We start from the raw sequence: 16,645 nt of genomic DNA, 5'->3' as shown, positions 1-16,645 counted from the left end.
TGTCAGCGTCCGCCGGACACATCGAGAATGGCTGAGGTGACGTAGGAGGCATCGTCCGACATCAGCCAGACGATGGCGTTGGCAATTTCCTCGGCGGTGCCGACGCGCTTCATTGGCACCATATGGGCCAGACGATGGGCGCGGTCGGGCTCGCCGCCGGCGGCATGGATTTCGGTGTCGATCAGGCCGGGGCGGATGCCCGCGACGCGAATGCCCTCGCCCGCGACCTCGTGGCCGAGGCCGACGGTGAAGGAATCGATCGCGCCCTTGGACGCGGCATAATCGACATAGGTGTTGGGCGCACCTAACCTGGCAGCGACCGATGACAGATTGACGATGACGCCGCCCTGGCCGCCGTGCTTGGTCGACATCCGCTTCACGGCTTCGCGGGCGCAGAGGATGGAGCCGGTGACGTTGACCGCCATGACGCGCTGGATGCGCTCGGCCGACATCTCGTCGACGCGCACGCCGCTGGTCCCGACGATGCCGCCATTGTTGACGAGCGCACCTAACGTGCCGAACTGATCGGCGGCCTCGAACAGCTTCAAGATGTCGCTTTCCTCGGCGACATCGCATTTCACCGCGATGGCCTTGCCGTTGCTGGCCTCGATCTGGCTGACCACCTCGTCGGCGGCCGTCTTGTTGCTGACGTAGCCGACGACGACGCGGAAGCCGCGCGCAGCCGCCGCGATCGCAGTCGCGCGGCCGATGCCGCGGCTGCCGCCGGTGATGATCGCAACCTTATCCGTCACGCTCGCCTCCATGGTTCAACACGCGCCGTCGCGTCACGCGACGGCGCTCGCCAGGCATCAGGGATCAGAGGTCCAGCACCAGCCGCGCCGGGTCTTCCAGGCTCTCCATGACGCGAACCAGGAAGGTGACGGCTTCCTTGCCGTCGATCACGCGGTGATCATATGACAGCGCCAGGTACATCATCGGGCGCACTTCGATCTTGCCGCCGATCACCATCGGCCGCTCCTGGATCTTGTGCATGCCCAGGATGCCGGACTGCGGCGCGTTCAGGATCGGGGTCGACATCAGCGAGCCGTAGATGCCGCCATTGGTGATGGTGAAGGTGCCGCCCTGCATCTCGTCGATCTTGAGCTGGCCGTCGCGGGCACGGCGGCCGAAATCGGCGATGCCCTTCTCGATGTCGGCGATCGACTTGTGGTCGCAGTCGCGCACGACGGGGACGACAAGGCCCTTGTCGGTGCCGACGGCGACGCCGATGTGGTAGTAATCCTTGTAGATCAGGTCGGTGCCGTCGATCTCGGCATTGACGGCCGGGATGTCCTTCAGCGCCTGCACGACCGCCTTGGTGAAGAAACCCATGAAGCCGAGCTTGCTGCCGTGCTTCTTCTCGAATGCGTCCTTGTAGTGTGCGCGCAGCGCCATGACGTTGGTCATGTCGACCTCGTTGAAGGTCGTCAGCATCGCCGCGGTGTTCTGCACATCCTTGAGGCGGCGCGCGATGGTCTGGCGCAGCCGGGTCATCTTGACGCGCTCTTCGCGGGCGGCGTCATCGGCCGGCGACGGCGCGCGCACCTGAACGGCGGCGGCGGGCTGGTTGATCGGGGTCGGCGCGGAAGCCGCACGCTCGATCGCGGCGAGCATGTCGCCCTTGGTGACACGGCCGTCCTTGCCGGAGCCGGGAACGGTCGAGGCGTCGATGCCGGTCTCGGCGGAGAGTTTTCGCACGGAAGGCGCGAGCGGCGCATCGGCCGGCGGGGCCGCCTTCGCGGCCGCAGCCGGCGCGGCCGCAGCGGCGGCGGGCGCAGCGGCAGCGGCGGGCTTGGCGGGCGCGGCGGCCGGCTTGGCGGCGCCGGCTGCCCCTTCGGTGATCTGACCGAGCAGCGCACCGACAGCAACGGTCGCACCATCGGCGGCGACGATCTCGCTCAGCGTGCCGGCGGACGGGGCCGGGACTTCGATGGTGACCTTGTCGGTCTCGAGCTCCACCAGGGGCTCGTCGACGGCGACGGGATCGCCGGCCTTCTTGAACCAGCGGCCGATGGTGGCCTCGGTGACGGATTCGCCGAGCGTCGGCACACGAATTTCAGTCATGGTCTTTTCCTTAAGGGATCGCCAATGCGGTCATAAGTGCGGATGTCATCGCCCGCCTTGTGCGCTTGCGCACCGGGCGGGCGATCCAGTACGCCGTGACGGTCGTGATAACGACGGCGGCGCGGGATACTTGATGCCCCGCCCCCGTGCGCAATTGCGCACAAGGCGGGGCATGACGAGGTGTAAAAACTTCTCAGCTCAATGCTTCGTCCAGGAACGCCTTCAGCTGCGCCTGATGCTTGGACATCAGACCAGTGGCGGTCGCGGCGGAAGCGGCGCGGCCGACATAGCGCGGACGCCGGCTCGCGCCGCTGACCTGGTTCAGCACCCATTCCAGATAGGGCTCGATGAAGTGCCACGCACCCATGTTGCGCGGCTCTTCCTGGCACCAGATCACCTCGGCCTTCTTGAAGCGCGACAGCTCGGCGACCAGCGCCTTCAGCGGCACCGGATAGAGCTGCTCGACGCGCATCAGATAGATGTCGTCGATGCCGCGCTTCTCGCGCTCCTCGTAGAGGTCGTAATAGACCTTGCCGGAGCACAGCACGATGCGACGGATCTTCTCGTCCGGAACGAGCTTTGTCGCCTCGCTCGGCTGCATCTGGGCATCATCATAGAGGATGCGGTGGAACGTGGTGCCCCTGGCGAGCTCCTCCAGACGCGACACCGCGCGCTTGTGACGCAGCAGCGATTTCGGCGTCATCACGATCAGCGGCTTGCGGATCTCACGATGGAGTTGGCGCCGCAGCGCGTGGAAGTAATTCGCCGGCGTGGTCGGGTAGACCACCTGCATGTTGTCTTCGGCGCACATCTGCAAGTAACGCTCAAGACGCGCCGAGGAGTGTTCCGGTCCCTGCCCCTCATAGCCGTGCGGCAGGAGGCAGACGAGGCCGGACATGCGCAGCCATTTGCGCTCACCCGAGGAGATGAACTGGTCAAACACGACCTGGGCGCCGTTGGCGAAGTCGCCGAACTGGGCTTCCCAAAGCGTCAGCGTGTTCGGCTCCGCGAGCGAATAGCCGTACTCGAAGCCAAGCACCGCCTCTTCCGACAGCAGCGAGTTGATGACTTCGTAATGGCCCTGCTCGTGGCCGAGATGGTTGAACGGCGTGTAGCGGCTCTCGTCTTCCTGGTCGATCAGGACCGAATGACGCTGCGAGAACGTGCCGCGCTCGGAATCCTGGCCCGACAGGCGAACGTGGTGGTTCTCGTTGAGCAGCGTGCAGAACGCCAACGCCTCGCCAGTCGCCCAGTCGATGCCGACGCCGGTGTCGATCGCCTTGGCGCGGTTGTCGAGGAAACGCTGGATGGTACGATGGACGCGAAAACCGTCCGGCACTTTGGTGATCTTGCGGCCGATTTCCTTCAGAGCAGCAGTGTCGACGCCGGTGACGCCGCGCCGCGCATCCTCTTCCTGGTCAGCGATCTTGAAGCCCGCCCACTTGCCGTCGAGCCAGTCGGCCTTGTTCGGCTTGTAACTGGTGCCTGCCTCGAACTCGGCATCGAGCCGCGCGCGCCAGTCGGCCTTCAGCTTGTCGACCTCACCCTCGGTGACCACGCCTTCGGCGATCAGGCGCTTGGAGTAGAGCGTGAGTGTCGAGGGATGGGCCGCAATCCGCTTGTACATCACCGGCTGGGTGAAGGCCGGTTCGTCGCCCTCATTGTGGCCGTAGCGGCGATAGCACCACATGTCGATGACGACGGGCTTGTGGAACTTCTGCCGGAACTCGGTCGCGACCTTGGCCGCGAACACCACGGCTTCCGGATCGTCGCCGTTCACGTGGAAGATCGGCGCGTCGATCATCTTCGCCACATCCGACGGATAGGGCGAGGAGCGCGAGTAGCGCGGATAGGTGGTGAAGCCGATCTGGTTGTTGACGATGAAGTGGACGGAGCCGCCGGTGCGGTAGCCCTTCAGGTCCGACAGGCCGAAGCATTCGGCGACAACACCCTGGCCGGCGAAGGCTGCGTCGCCGTGCATCAAGAGCGGCATCACCGAAATGCGCATGTCGGGCGGATCGCCGTGCTGGTCCTGCTTGGCGCGGACCTTGCCGAGCACCACGGGATCGACGATCTCCAGATGCGAGGGGTTCGCGGTCAGCGACAGATGGATGCGGTTGCCGTCGAACTCGCGGTCCGAGGATGCGCCGAGGTGATACTTGACGTCGCCCGAGCCTTCCACCGCGTCCGGGTTGGCCGAGCCGCCCTTGAACTCGTGGAACAGGGCGCGATGCGCCTTACCCATCACCTGCGTTAGCACGTTGAGGCGGCCGCGATGCGGCATGCCGACCACGACTTCCTTCACCCCGAGATTGCCGCCGCGCTTGATGATCTGCTCCAGCGCCGGGATCAGCGACTCGCCGCCGTCGAGGCCGAAGCGCTTGGTGCCGGTGAATTTGGTGTCGCAGAATTTCTCGAAGCCCTCGGCCTCGACCAGCTTCATGAGGATCGCGCGCCGGCCTTCGCGGGTGAACGAGATTTCCTTGTCCGGCCCTTCGATGCGCTCCTGGATCCAGGCCTTCTGCGCAGCGTTGCTGATGTGCATGAACTCGACGCCGAGCGTCTGGCAATAGGTGCGCTCGCAGATCGCGGTGATCTCGCGCAGCGTCGCATATTCGAGGCCGAGCACGTGATCGAGGAAGATCTTGCGGTCGAAATCGGCTTCGCTGAAGCCGTAGGTGCGCGGATCGAGCTCTTCGCGGTTGCGTTGGGCTTCGATGCCGAGCGGATCGAGCTTGGCATGGAAGTGACCGCGCATGCGGTAGGAGCGGATCAGCATCAGCGCCCGGACCGAGTCGCGCGTGGCCTGGAGCACTTCTGCAGACGAAATGCCGGCGCCCTTGTCGCCAGCCTTGGCTTGCGCCCTAGCAGCGATCTTGCTGCCGACCGCCTTCTCGACTTCCGCCCAATTGCCGTCGAGGGCGGAGGTCAGGTCGTCCTGCGGCGTCAGCGGCCAGTTGGCGCGCTCCCAGGACGGGCCCTGGGCGTTGCGGCGGACGTCGTCCGGCTGGTCCTTCAGGCTCTTGAAGAAGTCCTGCCACTCGGCGTCGACCGAGGACGGATCGTTCTCGTAGCGGGCGTAGATTTCATCGATGTAGGTGGCGTTGGTGCCCTGCAAAAAAGAGGAGAGGGCAAAGGCTGCGTTCGCGTCTTGGCGAGACATACTTGAGTTCCTGGCGATTTCGGTTCGCGCATAACAAACGGCGCTGGCGCCGAGCTCCCCGGCAGAGGCTCGGCGCGACAGGCACCATTTATCCTATTTGCTACGAAACTTCGCCCGGAAAAGTGCGAAGAAGTGAACTAAGCCTTCAACTTTTCGGCAAGCGTATGTCCGAGGCGGGCGGGAGACGGCGAGACTGTAATTCCTGCCGATTTCATCGCGTCGGTCTTGGAGCCGGCGTCGCCCTTGCCGCCTGAGATGATCGCGCCGGCATGGCCCATGCGGCGGCCGGGAGGTGCGGTGAGGCCGGCGATGAAGCCAACCATCGGCTTCTTACGGCCCCGCTTGGCCTCGTCCTTGAGGAACTGAGCCGCGTCCTCCTCGGCGGAGCCGCCGATCTCGCCGATCATGATGATCGACTCGGTCTTGGGGTCGGCCAGCAGCATTTCCAGCACGTCGATGAACTCGGTTCCCTTGACAGGGTCGCCGCCGATGCCGACCGCAGTGGTCTGGCCGAGGCCCTCCTGGGAGGTCTGGAACACGGCTTCATAGGTCAGCGTTCCCGAGCGCGAGACGATGCCGACGCTGCCGGTCTTGAAGATGTTGGCCGGCATGATGCCGATCTTGCACTCGCCGGCGGTCATGACGCCCGGGCAGTTCGGCCCGATCAGGCGCGACTTGGAGCCGGCCAGAGACCGCTTCACCCGTACCATGTCGAGGACCGGGATGCCTTCCGTGATGCAGACGATCAGCGGGGTCTCGGCGTCGATGGCTTCGCAGATCGCATCGGCCGCACCCGGCGGCGGCACGTAGATCACCGATGCATCAGCGCCGGTCTTCTCGCGCGCCTCGCGCACGGTGTCGAACACCGGCAAGCCCAGATGCGTCGAGCCGCCTTTGCCCGGCGAGGTGCCGCCGACCATCTTGGTGCCGTAGGCAAGCGCGGCCTCCGAATGGAAGGTGCCGTTCTTGCCGGTAAAGCCCTGGCAGATGACCTTGGTGTTCTTGTCGATCAGGATGGACATGAGGTCTGCTTTCGCGAACTAACAGTGAGAGGTCAGTGGATGCGGCGGTAGACGCCGGTGAGCACGTCGGCCCAGCCTTCCGCGTCCGGCGAGAACTGGATCTTCAACGAATAGGAATTGTCGTCGATGATCTCGTAGACGTGGCGCGCATTGCCGCGCAGCGAGCCGCGCACCAGCGTCAGTGTCTTGCCGACCCAGCCGCCGGAGGCGGGCGAGGGCGGCGTGTAGCCGAGCGAATCGTACCAGAACAATTTGTAGGTCCGGTCCTCGCGGTCGAAGGTGAAGATGCCGTGGGTGGCGAAGACCTGCTTGCCGTCGCGCATCTGGACCGAGTCCTGGATCAGGTAGAACCCATTGAGATCCATACGCGCCACGGTGTGCGAGGTGGCCGGCCCGCCGGCGGTCCAGCGCGACGGAAAGACCACCTCTTCGCCATTCCATTCACCGGCGAACGCGGCAAGGCGCGCGTGCTCCGGCAGCGGGGATGATGCGGCGAGATGGTCTTGGGTCATGGCCTTAGCCTCCCTTGACGGCCTTCACGATCTTCTGCGCGGCGTCGTCGAGATTGTCCGCCGGCACCACGTTCAGGCCGGATTCACGGATGATCTTCTTGCCCAGTTCGACATTGGTGCCTTCGAGACGGACCACCAGCGGTACGCTGAGGCCGACCTCGCGCACCGCGGCCGTGACGCCCTCGGCGATGACGTCGCACTTCATGATACCACCGAAAATGTTGACCAGGATGCCCTTCACGTTGGGATCGGCGGTGATGATCTTGAAGGCGGCCGCGACCTTGTCCTTGCTGGCGCTGCCGCCGACGTCGAGGAAGTTGGCCGGCGCCATGCCGTAGAGCTTGATGATGTCCATCGTCGCCATGGCGAGACCGGCGCCGTTGACCATGCAGCCGATGTTGCCGTCGAGGGTGACGTAGTTGAGGTCGTGTTTGGACGCCTCGATTTCCTTGGCGTCCTCCTCGGTCTCGTCGCGCAGCGCGAGCACCTCGGGGTGGCGGAACAGCGCATTGTCGTCAAAGGAGACCTTAGCGTCGAGCACACGGAGCTGGCCCTGCTTGGTCACGACCAGCGGGTTGATCTCCAGCATCGACATGTCCTTGGCGACGAAGGCAGCGTAGAGCTGTGCGGTGAGCTTCTCGGCCTGCTTGGCGAGATCGCCGGAGAGTTTCAGCGCGTTCGCAACAGTGCGGCCGTGATGGCCCATGATGCCGGTGGCGGGATCGATCGAGAAGGTGACGATCTTCTCAGGGCTGTTGTGCGCGACGTCCTCGATATTGACGCCGCCCTCGGTCGACACCACGAAGGAAACGCGCGAGGTCTCGCGGTCGACCAGGATCGAGAGATAGAATTCCTTGTCGATGTCGGAGCCGTCCTCGATGTAGAGGCGGTTGACCTGCTTGCCGGCCGGGCCGGTCTGGATCGTCACCAGCGTGGCACCGAGCATCTGTTTGGCGAATTCGGTGACCTCGGCGGCGGACTTGGCGATGCGAACACCGCCCTTGTCGCCGGCCGAGGCTTCCTTAAACTTGCCCTTGCCGCGGCCGCCGGCATGGATCTGGCTCTTCACCACCCAGACCGGGCCGGGCAATGCCTTGGCCGCACCCTCGGCGTCAGCCGCCTTCAGGACCGGAACGCCCTTGGAGATCGGCACGCCGAACTCGTTCAGCAGCGCTTTGGCCTGATATTCATGGATATTCATAATATGGTCGCTCCCTGAACCCGCGGGCGGTGACCTCGGAGGCCCACCTCAGTCTTGTGGCTGGCATACCATATACCACAGGAACTGCAACCCGGATTCTTTGACATCGATTTCTGGACGCATCCGGAACCCGCCAGCCTTCAACAAGTGGTGCAGCCGGGCTCCGGAAATGAAAAACCGCCGAAGACCGGGTTTCGATCTTCGGCGGGGATTGTTGCTCTTAGCGGCCGAGCAGGTCGGGCGCGATCTTCTTGCAGGCGTCGATGAGACCCTGCACCGCGCCGACCGACTTGTCGAAGGCTTCGCGGTCCTTGCCGGTAAGCTCGATCTCGACAACGCGCTCGACACCCTTGGAGCCGATCACGACGGGCACGCCGACATACATGTCCTTGACGCCGTATTCGCCGTTGAGGTAGGCGGCGCTGGCCAGCACGCGCTTCTTGTCACGCAGATAGCTCTCGGCCATCGCGATCGCGGAGGCCGCCGGCGCATAGAAGGCCGAGCCGGTTTTGAGCAAATTGACGATCTCGGCGCCGCCGTTGCGGGTGCGGTCGACGATCTCGTCGAGCCGCGCCTGCGAGGTCCAGCCCATCTTGACGAGGTCGGGCAGCGGAATACCGGCAACCGTGGAGTACTTCACCAGCGGCACCATGGTGTCGCCATGGCCGCCGAGCACGAATGCGGTGACATCCTCGACCGAGACGTTGAACTCGTCGGCCAGGAAATAGCGGAAGCGCGACGAATCCAGCACGCCGGCCATGCCGACGACCTTCTTGTGCGGCAGACCCGAGGCCTTCTGGAGTGCCCAGACCATGGCGTCGAGCGGATTGGTGATGCAGATGACGAAGGCGTCGGGGGCGTATTTCTTGATGCCGGCGCCGACCTGCTCCATGACCTTGAGGTTGATGGAGAGGAGGTCGTCGCGGCTCATGCCGGGCTTGCGCGGCACGCCGGCGGTGACGATGCAGACCTTGGCGTTGTCGAGCGCCTCGTAGGAATTGGCGCCGGTGTAGTGCGCGTCAAAACCGTCGACCGGCGAGGACTGCGCGATGTCGAGCGCCTTGCCCTGCGGCACGCCCTCGGCGATGTCAAACATCACGACGTCGCCCAACTCTTTCAGGCCGATGAGATGAGCCAGCGTTCCGCCGATCTGACCGGAGCCAATCAAAGCAATCTTGTCGCGCGCCATGTGAACCTGTCCTTTAGACACGTAAGGAGGGGAAAACTGACAGGGTGGTTATCCCTTTCGCCTCCCCCGTTCAAGTCGCCGGATGCCCAATTGTCGGGCTTGCCGAGATAGCAGCCAACACACCCAGTCCGTCATTTCCGGGATGCGCCGACAGGCGCAGGCCCGGAATCCATCGGGCAGCAGAGTTGCTGGCGCGATGGATTCCGGGCTCGCGACTTTGTCGCGCCCCGGAATGACAGCTGAGAAAATGGTGAAATAGGACTTAAGTCTCCACCAGGCCCTTGGTCGAGCCGCTGGCGGTGGAATCCTTGCGGCCGTGGGCCAGCGCCAGATAGGATTCCGAACTCATCTCGATCAGACGCGACGAGGTCCGCTTGAACTCGTTGGCCTCGTTGCCCTCGTCGGCGAGATAGAGCGACACCGGATTGGCCTCGGCCGAGGCCATCAGCTTTACGGCATTGTCATAGAGCGTATCGATCAGCGTGATGAAGCGCTTGGCAGCATTGCGTCGAGACAGGTCCATCACTGGAATATGGTCGACCAGGATGGTGTGATAGTCGTGCGCGAGCCTGAGATAGTCGGATGCCCCGAGCGGACTCTCGCAGAGATCGGCGAAACTGAACCGCGCCACGCCATGGGCCGAGCACGGCACGTGCAGGATGCGGCCCTTGATCGAAATATCGCGCGACTTGCATTTGGCGCTGCCGGTCATCTTCGACCAGGCGCGGTCGAGCGCCGTGTCCGCGTCGGCATCCGCCGGCGTCAGCCACATCGGCACACCCTGGAGCTTTTCGAGCCGGAAGTCTGTGCGCGCGTCGAGCCGCAGCACGTCCATGTGGTCGATAATCTGCTTGATGAAGGGCAGGAACAGTGAGCGGTTCAATCCGCCCTTGTAGAGATCGTCGGGCGCGACGTTGGAGGTCGCGACCACGACGGTGCCGAGCTCGAACAATTTGGCGAACAGACGCCCCAGAATCATCGCGTCCGCGATGTCGGTGACGTGGAATTCGTCGAAGCAGAGCAGCCAGCTCTCCTCGAAGATCGCATGCGCGGTCAGCGCGATGACATCGCCATCGGCGATCTCGCCGCGCGCGATGTTCTGGCGATAGCCATAGATGCGCTCGTGCACCTCGGCCATGAACTCGTGGAAATGCGCGCGCCGCTTGTGCTCGACGGAGGAGTGCTGGAAGAACAGATCCATCAGCATGGTCTTGCCGCGCCCGACCTCGCCATGGACGTAGAGTCCGCGCGGCGCCTCGTCTTTGTCGCCGCCGTTGAACAAACGGCTGAGCAGGCCCTGCTTGCGCGGCGGCTTGTAGTTTGCGAGCCGTTGGTCGAGCGCCGCATAAGCCTCGGCGACTTCGGCCTGCGCAGCGTCGGGCTCGATCGCGCCGGACGCGATCTGGGCCTGATAGGCCCCGCGGAATGAGGAACTGGGGGTCGAGAGCATGGCCCTTTACCGCCAGAGACGGCGGCAAATTGCAACCCGTGAATGGGGGGAAGGGGTATGCATTTGGTGTCCCGGACGCGCTGCAGCGCCCTTGCGCTGCTGCGCAGAGCCGGGACCCACTATTTCGTTCATTCACTGCGGAGCGATGGGCCCCGGCTCTGCGGCCGGGGCACGAGAGCCGTATCACGCACACAGCTCATAGGCATCCTCGACTACATACGGTCCGCCGCCGGTCGACGCGCGGGACGAGAACAGCACAAAGCGCTCGGCCAGAAACGCCTTGCTCGGGAAGTAGCCGCGCAGCGAAAGATAGTCGGCCACGTCCTGGTCGGAGGCATCGTGCAGCCGGGCCAGCGTGACATGCGGGATGAATTTGCGGCCTTCCGGATCGAGGCCGATCCGCTGCATCATGCGTTCGAGCTCGGCCTGCAATTCGATCAGCGGCTTGCTCGGCGCAATCGTCGCGACCACCGCACGCGGCTTGCGTCCGCCGAAACTCGTGAGGCCCTGCACCTTGACCTCGAACGGCTTGCGGTTGACGCGAAACAGCATCGAGGCAATCTCGTTGGCGGAGATCCCGTCGATATCGCCGATGAAGCGCAGGGTGACGTGATAATTTTCGGGATCGATCCAGCGGGCGCCCGGAAGGCCGCCCCGCAAATTGGAAAGCGTCTGGCCGATCTCGGCCGGAATTTCCAGACCAGTGAACAAACGCGGCATCGTTTCGCACTCCCGATGCTTGGGCATGATCCCTGAGAAGGATCATATCCAAATTTTAGAGCCGGCGACGAATCACCGGTAGCCTGATTCCTATCGCAGTTGTGTGACTCTGCGAAGCATCGCGCGAGCCACCCCGGTAAAACCCTGGGTATTAGGGTTAGCGCTGCCTGCTTTTCAACGCCGTTGCTCGCTTATGTTGCGCAAGAATGCCTCCACTGTGGGCATGATGTTGCCGACGATGATGTCGACGCCGGCCGCGGTCGGATGAATGCCGTCGGCCTGGTTGAGCTTGGCGTCGGCCGCGACCCCGTCGAGGAAGAACGGATAGAGCGGCACATCGAATTTTTTCGCCAGATCCGGATAAATCGAATTAAAGCGCGCGGCATAATCGGCGCCGTAATTCGGCGGCGCCAGCATGCCGCAGAGCATCACCGCGATCTTGCGCGCCTGCAGCCGCGTGACGATGTCGGTCAGCGCGGCGCGTGTCAGGTCGGGATCGATGCCGCGCAGCGCGTCGTTGGCGCCGAGTTCGACGATCACGCCCTCGGTTCCCTCCGGCACCGACCAGTCGAGCCGGTCGCGGCCGCCGGAGGTGGTGTCACCCGACACCCCGGCATTGACCATATCAACCGCCATGCTTTTGTCCTGCAAGGCTTTTTTAAGTTTCGCAGGAAACGCCTCCTGGCCGGCAAGCCCGAGACCGGCGCTCAAGGAATCGCCGAGGACCACCAGCTTGATCGGTTTCGCCGGAGGCTGCGTCTGGGCCGAGGCCGCATTCGCGACCGTCATCAAAGCGAACATCAACACGGCTATGTGCATGAACAATCCGTAACGCCTCTCGACCGCGCCAGCGGAGTTGCCATATGACCGGACCATGGACACTCGCATCGAATCCTCTTCGCTCGCCGGCACTGCGCCGGACACCATCGCCATCTCCAACGTCAATCTCTCATTGGGTACGGGGGCGGCACGCGTTCACATCCTCAAGGATATCAGCCTGCGGGTCGGCCGGAGCGAGACGATCGGCCTGATCGGCCCGTCAGGCTCGGGCAAATCCACGCTGCTGATGGTGATGGCGGGGCTGGAGCGTCCTGATAGCGGAGAGGTGGTGGTCAATGGCACGCCTTTCAATGCCCTCGACGAGGATGCGCTCGCCCGCTTCCGCGGCCGCCAGGTCGGCATCGTCTTCCAATCCTTCCACTTGATCCCAACCATGACGGCGCTGGAAAACGTCGCGGTGCCGCTCGAGCTCGCCGGCAATCCGGATGCTGCCAAACGCGCCGCGCAGGAGCTGCAATCGGTCGGGCTCGGCGACCGTCTGCATCATTATCCAACGCAACTCTCCGGCGGCGAGCAGCAGCGCGTCGCGCTGGCCCGCGCGCTGGCGCCCGATCCCGCCATCCTCGTCGCCGACGAGCCGACCGGCAATCTCGACGAGGCGACCGGCAAGCAGATCGTCGATCTCTTGTTCGGCAAGCATGACGAGCGCGGCATGACCCTGGTGCTGGTCACGCACGACGCCTCGCTCGCGCATCGCTGCGATCGGGTGATCCGGCTGCGTTCGGGGCGCATCGATACGCAGTCCCTGCCCGCATGAGCGCCGCAGCCGAACCGTTTGCGCGCCCCAACGGCGCCGCGCTGTCGCTGCGCTACGCTACGCGCGAATTGCGCGGAGGCCTGCGCGGCTTCTACGTTTTCATCGCCTGCATCGCGCTCGGCGTGATGGCGATCGCCGGGGTCGGCTCGGTGTCGGCGAGCCTCAGCGACGGTCTTGCACGCGAGGGCCGCACGTTGCTCGGCGGCGACGTGTCGTTCGTCTTGTTTCAGCGCGAGGCCAAACCGGAGGAAGTCGCCTTCCTGCGTTCGCGCGGCACCGTCTCGGTCGCAGCGACCCTGCGCGGCATGGCGCGTTCGACCGAAGGCAAGCTGGCGCTGGTCGAGATGAAAGCTGTCGATGGCAGCTATCCGATGCTGGGACAGTTGACGCTGGCGCCGCAGATGCCGCTGTCGGACCTGCTCGCGGAGCGCGACGGCGCATTCGGCGCCGGCGCCGATCCGACACTGCTGGCGCGGCTCTCGCTGAAGACCGGCGACCGCGTCACCATCGGGTCCGCGACCTTCCAGATTCGCAGCACCGTCGAAGCCGAGCCGGACAAGCTCGCCGGCGGCATCGGCTTCGGCCCGCGCTTCCTGATCAGCGAGGCCGGCCTGCATGCCACCGGGCTTATCCAGCCCGGCAGTCTGGTGCGCTGGGTCTACCGGGTCAAGCTGCCGGAGATCGCCAACAGCGACCGCGCCACTGACGCCTTCATCGCCGATGCGCGCAACGCCGCGCCGCAGGCCGGCTGGGAGATCCGCAGCCGCTCCAATGCCTCGCCGCAGCTCGAGCGCAATATCAGCCGCTTTACGCAGTTCCTGACGCTGGTCGGCCTCGCCGCGCTGCTGGTCGGCGGCGTCGGCGTCGCCAATGCCGTGAAGAGCCACATCGACCGCAAGCTCGAGGTGATCGCGGCCTTGAAGGCGGTCGGCGCCACCGGTCGCGACGTGTTCGGCATCTATCTCGCGCAAGTCCTGCTGCTGGCCGCAATCGGCTCGGCGATCGGGCTGGCGCTCGGTGCCGCGATGCCCTTTGCCATCGTCGGCCTGTTCGGAAAGCTGCTGCCGCTGCCGGTCATCCCGGCGGTGCATGCTGACGAGCTCGCACTGTCCTTCGTCTATGGCCTGCTGACCGCGCTCGCCTTCGGCCTGTGGCCGCTCGGGCGGGTGCATGACGTGCCAGTCGCCGCCCTGTTCCGCGACACCATCAGCAACGAATGGCACCGGCCGCGCTGGCGCTATCTCGCCTTCATGGGCGTCGTCGTCGCCCTGCTCGTCACCGTCGTGATCGGGCTGTCGTTCGACAAACGCATCGCCGCGGTGTTCGTGGTCTCTTCCATCGTCGTTTTCGCGCTGCTCCGGGGCGTCGCCGCCGTACTGATGACGATCGCGCGCCGGTTGCCGCGCACGCGGCTGCCGATGCTGCGGCTCGCGATCGCCAACATCCACCGGCCGGGCGCGCTGACGCCCTCGGTGGTGCTGTCGCTCGGCCTCGGGCTCGCGGTGCTCGTCACCATCACCCAGATCGATGGCAATCTGCGCCGGCAGTTTCTGGCAGCGCTCCCGGATCACGCGCCGTCCTTCTACTTCATCGACATCCCGAGCACCCAGGCCGCCGAGTTCGACCACTATCTGCGCGGAATCGTGCCGGATGCGAAGGTTGAGGACGTGCCGATGCTGCGCGGGCGCATCGTCGCCGCGCGCGGCGTCCGTGCCGAAGACCTGAAGCCGTCGACCGATTCCGAATGGGTCCTGCAAAGCGACCGCGGCCTGACCTACACCGGCGAGCTGCCGAAAGGCTCAGAGGTCATCGACGGCGAGTGGTGGGGCGCCGATTATTCCGGCCCGCCCCTGGTCTCGATGGAGAAGAAGATCGCCGACGGGCTCGGTCTCAAGATCGGCGACGAGGTCGTGGTCAACGTGCTCGGCCGCGACATCCCGGCGAAGATCAGCAATTTGCGCAAGATCGACTGGCAGGGGCTCGGCATCAATTTCGTCCTGGTGTTCTCGCCCAACGCCTTCAAGGGCGCGCCGCACACCCATATCGCGACGCTGACGCAAGCCGGCGGAGACGCCGCCGGCGACGGCAGGATCATCACAGAGGTCGCCGACGCCTATCCGATGGTCACGAGCGTGCGCGTGCGCGAGGTGATGGAGACGGTCGGCTCGGTCGTGACCAATCTCGCGCTGGCGATCCGCGGTGCCAGCGCCGTGACCCTGATCTCGGCGATTCTTGTACTGGGCGGGGCGCTTGCCGCCGGCCACCGCCACCGGGTCTACGATGCAGTGATCCTGAAGACGCTAGGGGCGACCCGGCTGCGGCTGCTCGGCGCCTACGCCCTCGAATACCTCCTGATCGGGCTGGCCACCGCTGTGTTCGGCGTGATCGCCGGCAGCATCGCGGCCTGGACCATCGTTACACGGGTGATGACGCTCACTTTCGTCTGGCAGGCGCCAAGCGCTGCCGGCGTGGTCGCGGCCGCCCTGATCGTCACTGTCGGGCTCGGGCTCGCCGGTACGCTGCTGGCGTTGAACAAAAAGCCCGCCACGGTGTTGCGGAATTTGTGACAAAATGTAGCGGGTGGCCGCGCGGGAGCGGAATCGCACGATTCCTGCGATTAACCACGTCCGCTCGCCAGGATTGTGGCTAAGGGCGACATTCAGCCGCGCGTGGACGGTTGCAGCGGATGTGTTAGTTTCCCACATATCGAATGGGTTCGGAGCCCCGATTGTGAGCCAAAATTTACTCGGCAGGCATCGGTATCCGAGATAGAGTTTGACGAACCGGCGGCATGGCGACCCTCATGCCGGACCGGCCAACCAACGGGAATTCGACCATGTCGGACCTAGACCGTAACTACGCTTCTCCTTTCGGCAGGGCCGCCGGGCGTGTTGACGCCGCGACGGTCGATGCCGGCCTGCGCGCATACATGCTGCGCATCTACAATTACATGAGCATTGGCCTCGCCATCACCGGCCTGGCCGCGCTCGGCGTCTACATGGCCGCCGTAACCGACGTTCCGACGGCGGAAGCCGTTCGCGTCGGCAAGCTGTTCCTGACGCCGTTCGGCTACGCGATGTTCGTCAGCCCGCTGAAATGGCTGTTCATGCTGGCACCGCTCGCCATGGTGTTCGTGATCTCGGCGGGTATCAACCGTCTCGCCCCCTCGACCGCCCAGATCCTGTTCTGGGTATTCTCGGCGCTGATGGGCATCTCGCTGTCATCGATCTTCCTGGTGTTCACGCACACCTCCATCGTGCGGGTGTTCTTCATCACTGCTGCCACGTTCGGTGCGCTCAGCTTCTACGGCTACACCACCAAGCGTGACATGAGCGGAATGGGCTCGTTCCTGTTCATGGGTCTGATCGGCATCATCATCGCGAGCCTGGTCAACCTGTTCCTGGCGAGCACGATGCTGCAGTTCATCGTGTCGGTGGTCGGTGTGCTGGTGTTCGCGGGCCTCACCGCCTGGGACACCCAGCGGCTGAAGAACGACTACATCTACGGCTACGCTTCGGCCGGCGGTGACATCGCAGAGCGTGCGGCCATCACCGGCGCGCTGTCGCTGTACCTGAACTTCATCAACCTGTTCACGCTGCTGTTGCAGCTCCTCGGCCAGCGCGACTAAGCGCCCGGCTCAGAGTGGACGACACGAGCCCCGGCCGAAAGGCCGGGGTTTTTGTTTGGGCATGCTCCACCCACAAGCACCGTCATTGCGAGTTGGGAC

General features: G+C 64.6%; 13 protein-coding genes. 3 read left to right on the top strand and 10 right to left on the bottom strand.

The genetic code is table 11. From position 1 onward, the window contains the following. Nucleotides 1-2 precede the first annotated feature (2 nt). The 10 genes from FXV83_RS11260 to FXV83_RS11215 all read right to left on the bottom strand — a co-directional run bounded on the left by FXV83_RS11260 (nucleotide 3) and on the right by FXV83_RS11215 (nucleotide 12,140). A complete protein-coding gene (locus FXV83_RS11260; RefSeq protein ID WP_148739247.1) occupies nucleotides 3-764 on the bottom strand; it encodes an SDR family oxidoreductase in 762 nt (253 codons plus the stop codon). Between the two features lie 52 nt (nucleotides 765-816). Further along, nucleotides 817-2,064, bottom strand: coding sequence for a 2-oxoglutarate dehydrogenase complex dihydrolipoyllysine-residue succinyltransferase (gene odhB / locus FXV83_RS11255; RefSeq protein ID WP_148739246.1), 1,248 nt, complete (start codon nucleotides 2,062-2,064; stop codon nucleotides 817-819). 193 nt (nucleotides 2,065-2,257) lie between these two features. Further along, nucleotides 2,258-5,227, bottom strand: coding sequence for a 2-oxoglutarate dehydrogenase E1 component (locus tag FXV83_RS11250; protein WP_148739245.1), 2,970 nt, complete (start codon nucleotides 5,225-5,227; stop codon nucleotides 2,258-2,260). A gap of 137 nt (nucleotides 5,228-5,364) precedes the next feature. Next, the gene (gene sucD / locus FXV83_RS11245; RefSeq protein ID WP_148739244.1) at nucleotides 5,365-6,249 is read right to left on the bottom strand and encodes a succinate--CoA ligase subunit alpha; all 885 of its coding nucleotides are present in this window, start codon (nucleotides 6,247-6,249) and stop codon (nucleotides 5,365-5,367) included. 32 nt (nucleotides 6,250-6,281) lie between these two features. After that, a complete protein-coding gene (locus tag FXV83_RS11240) occupies nucleotides 6,282-6,761 on the bottom strand; it encodes a DUF1579 family protein (protein ID WP_148739243.1) in 480 nt (159 codons plus the stop codon). Nucleotides 6,762-6,765: 4 nt separating this feature from the next. Continuing rightward, the gene (gene sucC, locus FXV83_RS11235; protein WP_148739242.1) at nucleotides 6,766-7,962 is read right to left on the bottom strand and encodes an ADP-forming succinate--CoA ligase subunit beta; all 1,197 of its coding nucleotides are present in this window, start codon (nucleotides 7,960-7,962) and stop codon (nucleotides 6,766-6,768) included. Between the two features lie 220 nt (nucleotides 7,963-8,182). Further along, nucleotides 8,183-9,151: a malate dehydrogenase gene (gene mdh / locus FXV83_RS11230; RefSeq protein ID WP_148739241.1), complete on the bottom strand. Its 969-nt coding sequence runs from the start codon at nucleotides 9,149-9,151 to the stop codon at nucleotides 8,183-8,185. A 262-nt stretch (nucleotides 9,152-9,413) separates the two neighbouring features. Then, a complete protein-coding gene (gene zapE / locus FXV83_RS11225) occupies nucleotides 9,414-10,601 on the bottom strand; it encodes a cell division protein ZapE (protein WP_148739240.1) in 1,188 nt (395 codons plus the stop codon). Nucleotides 10,602-10,784: 183 nt separating this feature from the next. Beyond that, complete coding sequence (thpR, locus tag FXV83_RS11220) at nucleotides 10,785-11,321, bottom strand: RNA 2',3'-cyclic phosphodiesterase (protein ID WP_148739239.1); 537 nt, start codon at nucleotides 11,319-11,321, stop codon at nucleotides 10,785-10,787. Between the two features lie 174 nt (nucleotides 11,322-11,495). After that, on the bottom strand, nucleotides 11,496-12,140 hold the full coding sequence (locus tag FXV83_RS11215; RefSeq protein WP_187435827.1) for an arylesterase: 645 nt from the start codon (nucleotides 12,138-12,140) through the stop codon (nucleotides 11,496-11,498). Nucleotides 12,141-12,195: 55 nt separating this feature from the next. Here FXV83_RS11215 and FXV83_RS11210 point away from each other — a divergent pair, with 55 nt between their 5' ends. The 3 genes from FXV83_RS11210 (at nucleotide 12,196) to FXV83_RS11200 (ending at nucleotide 16,546) form a co-directional block, all read left to right on the top strand. Further along, complete coding sequence (locus FXV83_RS11210) at nucleotides 12,196-12,918, top strand: ABC transporter ATP-binding protein (RefSeq protein WP_148739237.1); 723 nt, start codon at nucleotides 12,196-12,198, stop codon at nucleotides 12,916-12,918. After that, nucleotides 12,915-15,485 carry an ABC transporter permease gene (locus FXV83_RS11205; protein ID WP_148739236.1) on the top strand — a complete coding sequence of 857 codons (2,571 nt, stop codon included), beginning with the start codon at nucleotides 12,915-12,917 and terminating at the stop codon, nucleotides 15,483-15,485. The genes FXV83_RS11210 and FXV83_RS11205 overlap by 4 nt, the downstream gene beginning before the upstream one ends. A 269-nt stretch (nucleotides 15,486-15,754) precedes the next feature. Further along, entirely contained in the window at nucleotides 15,755-16,546 is a 792-nt protein-coding gene (locus FXV83_RS11200) for a Bax inhibitor-1/YccA family protein (RefSeq protein ID WP_187435826.1), read from the top strand. The last annotated feature ends 99 nt before the right edge of the window (nucleotides 16,547-16,645 follow it).

The sequence above is a fragment of the Bradyrhizobium hipponense genome, from assembly GCF_008123965.1.
In the GTDB taxonomy this organism is placed as follows: domain Bacteria; phylum Pseudomonadota; class Alphaproteobacteria; order Rhizobiales; family Xanthobacteraceae; genus Bradyrhizobium; species Bradyrhizobium hipponense.
The sequence above is the reverse complement of the archived record's forward strand: the minus strand, read 5'-3'. Positions and strand labels throughout refer to the sequence as shown.

Bases quoted from the DNA above. Each gene is read 5' to 3' on its own strand.
- sucC (WP_148739242.1), bottom strand. From the start codon at position 7,962: ATGAATATCCATGAATATCAGGCCAAAGCGCTGCTGAACGAGTTCGGC.
- mdh (WP_148739241.1), bottom strand. From the start codon at position 9,151: ATGGCGCGCGACAAGATTGCTTTGATTGGCTCCGGTCAGATCGGCGGA.
- FXV83_RS11260 (WP_148739247.1), bottom strand. From the start codon at position 764: ATGGAGGCGAGCGTGACGGATAAGGTTGCGATCATCACCGGCGGCAGC.
- FXV83_RS11205 (WP_148739236.1), top strand. From the start codon at position 12,915: ATGAGCGCCGCAGCCGAACCGTTTGCGCGCCCCAACGGCGCCGCGCTG.
- FXV83_RS11200 (WP_187435826.1), top strand. From the start codon at position 15,755: ATGTCGGACCTAGACCGTAACTACGCTTCTCCTTTCGGCAGGGCCGCC.
- FXV83_RS11250 (WP_148739245.1), bottom strand. From the start codon at position 5,227: ATGTCTCGCCAAGACGCGAACGCAGCCTTTGCCCTCTCCTCTTTTTTG.
- thpR (WP_148739239.1), bottom strand. From the start codon at position 11,321: ATGCCGCGTTTGTTCACTGGTCTGGAAATTCCGGCCGAGATCGGCCAG.
- odhB (WP_148739246.1), bottom strand. From the start codon at position 2,064: ATGACTGAAATTCGTGTGCCGACGCTCGGCGAATCCGTCACCGAGGCC.
- FXV83_RS11240 (WP_148739243.1), bottom strand. From the start codon at position 6,761: ATGACCCAAGACCATCTCGCCGCATCATCCCCGCTGCCGGAGCACGCG.
- sucD (WP_148739244.1), bottom strand. From the start codon at position 6,249: ATGTCCATCCTGATCGACAAGAACACCAAGGTCATCTGCCAGGGCTTT.
- FXV83_RS11215 (WP_187435827.1), bottom strand. From the start codon at position 12,140: ATGCACATAGCCGTGTTGATGTTCGCTTTGATGACGGTCGCGAATGCG.
- FXV83_RS11210 (WP_148739237.1), top strand. From the start codon at position 12,196: ATGGACACTCGCATCGAATCCTCTTCGCTCGCCGGCACTGCGCCGGAC.
- zapE (WP_148739240.1), bottom strand. From the start codon at position 10,601: ATGCTCTCGACCCCCAGTTCCTCATTCCGCGGGGCCTATCAGGCCCAG.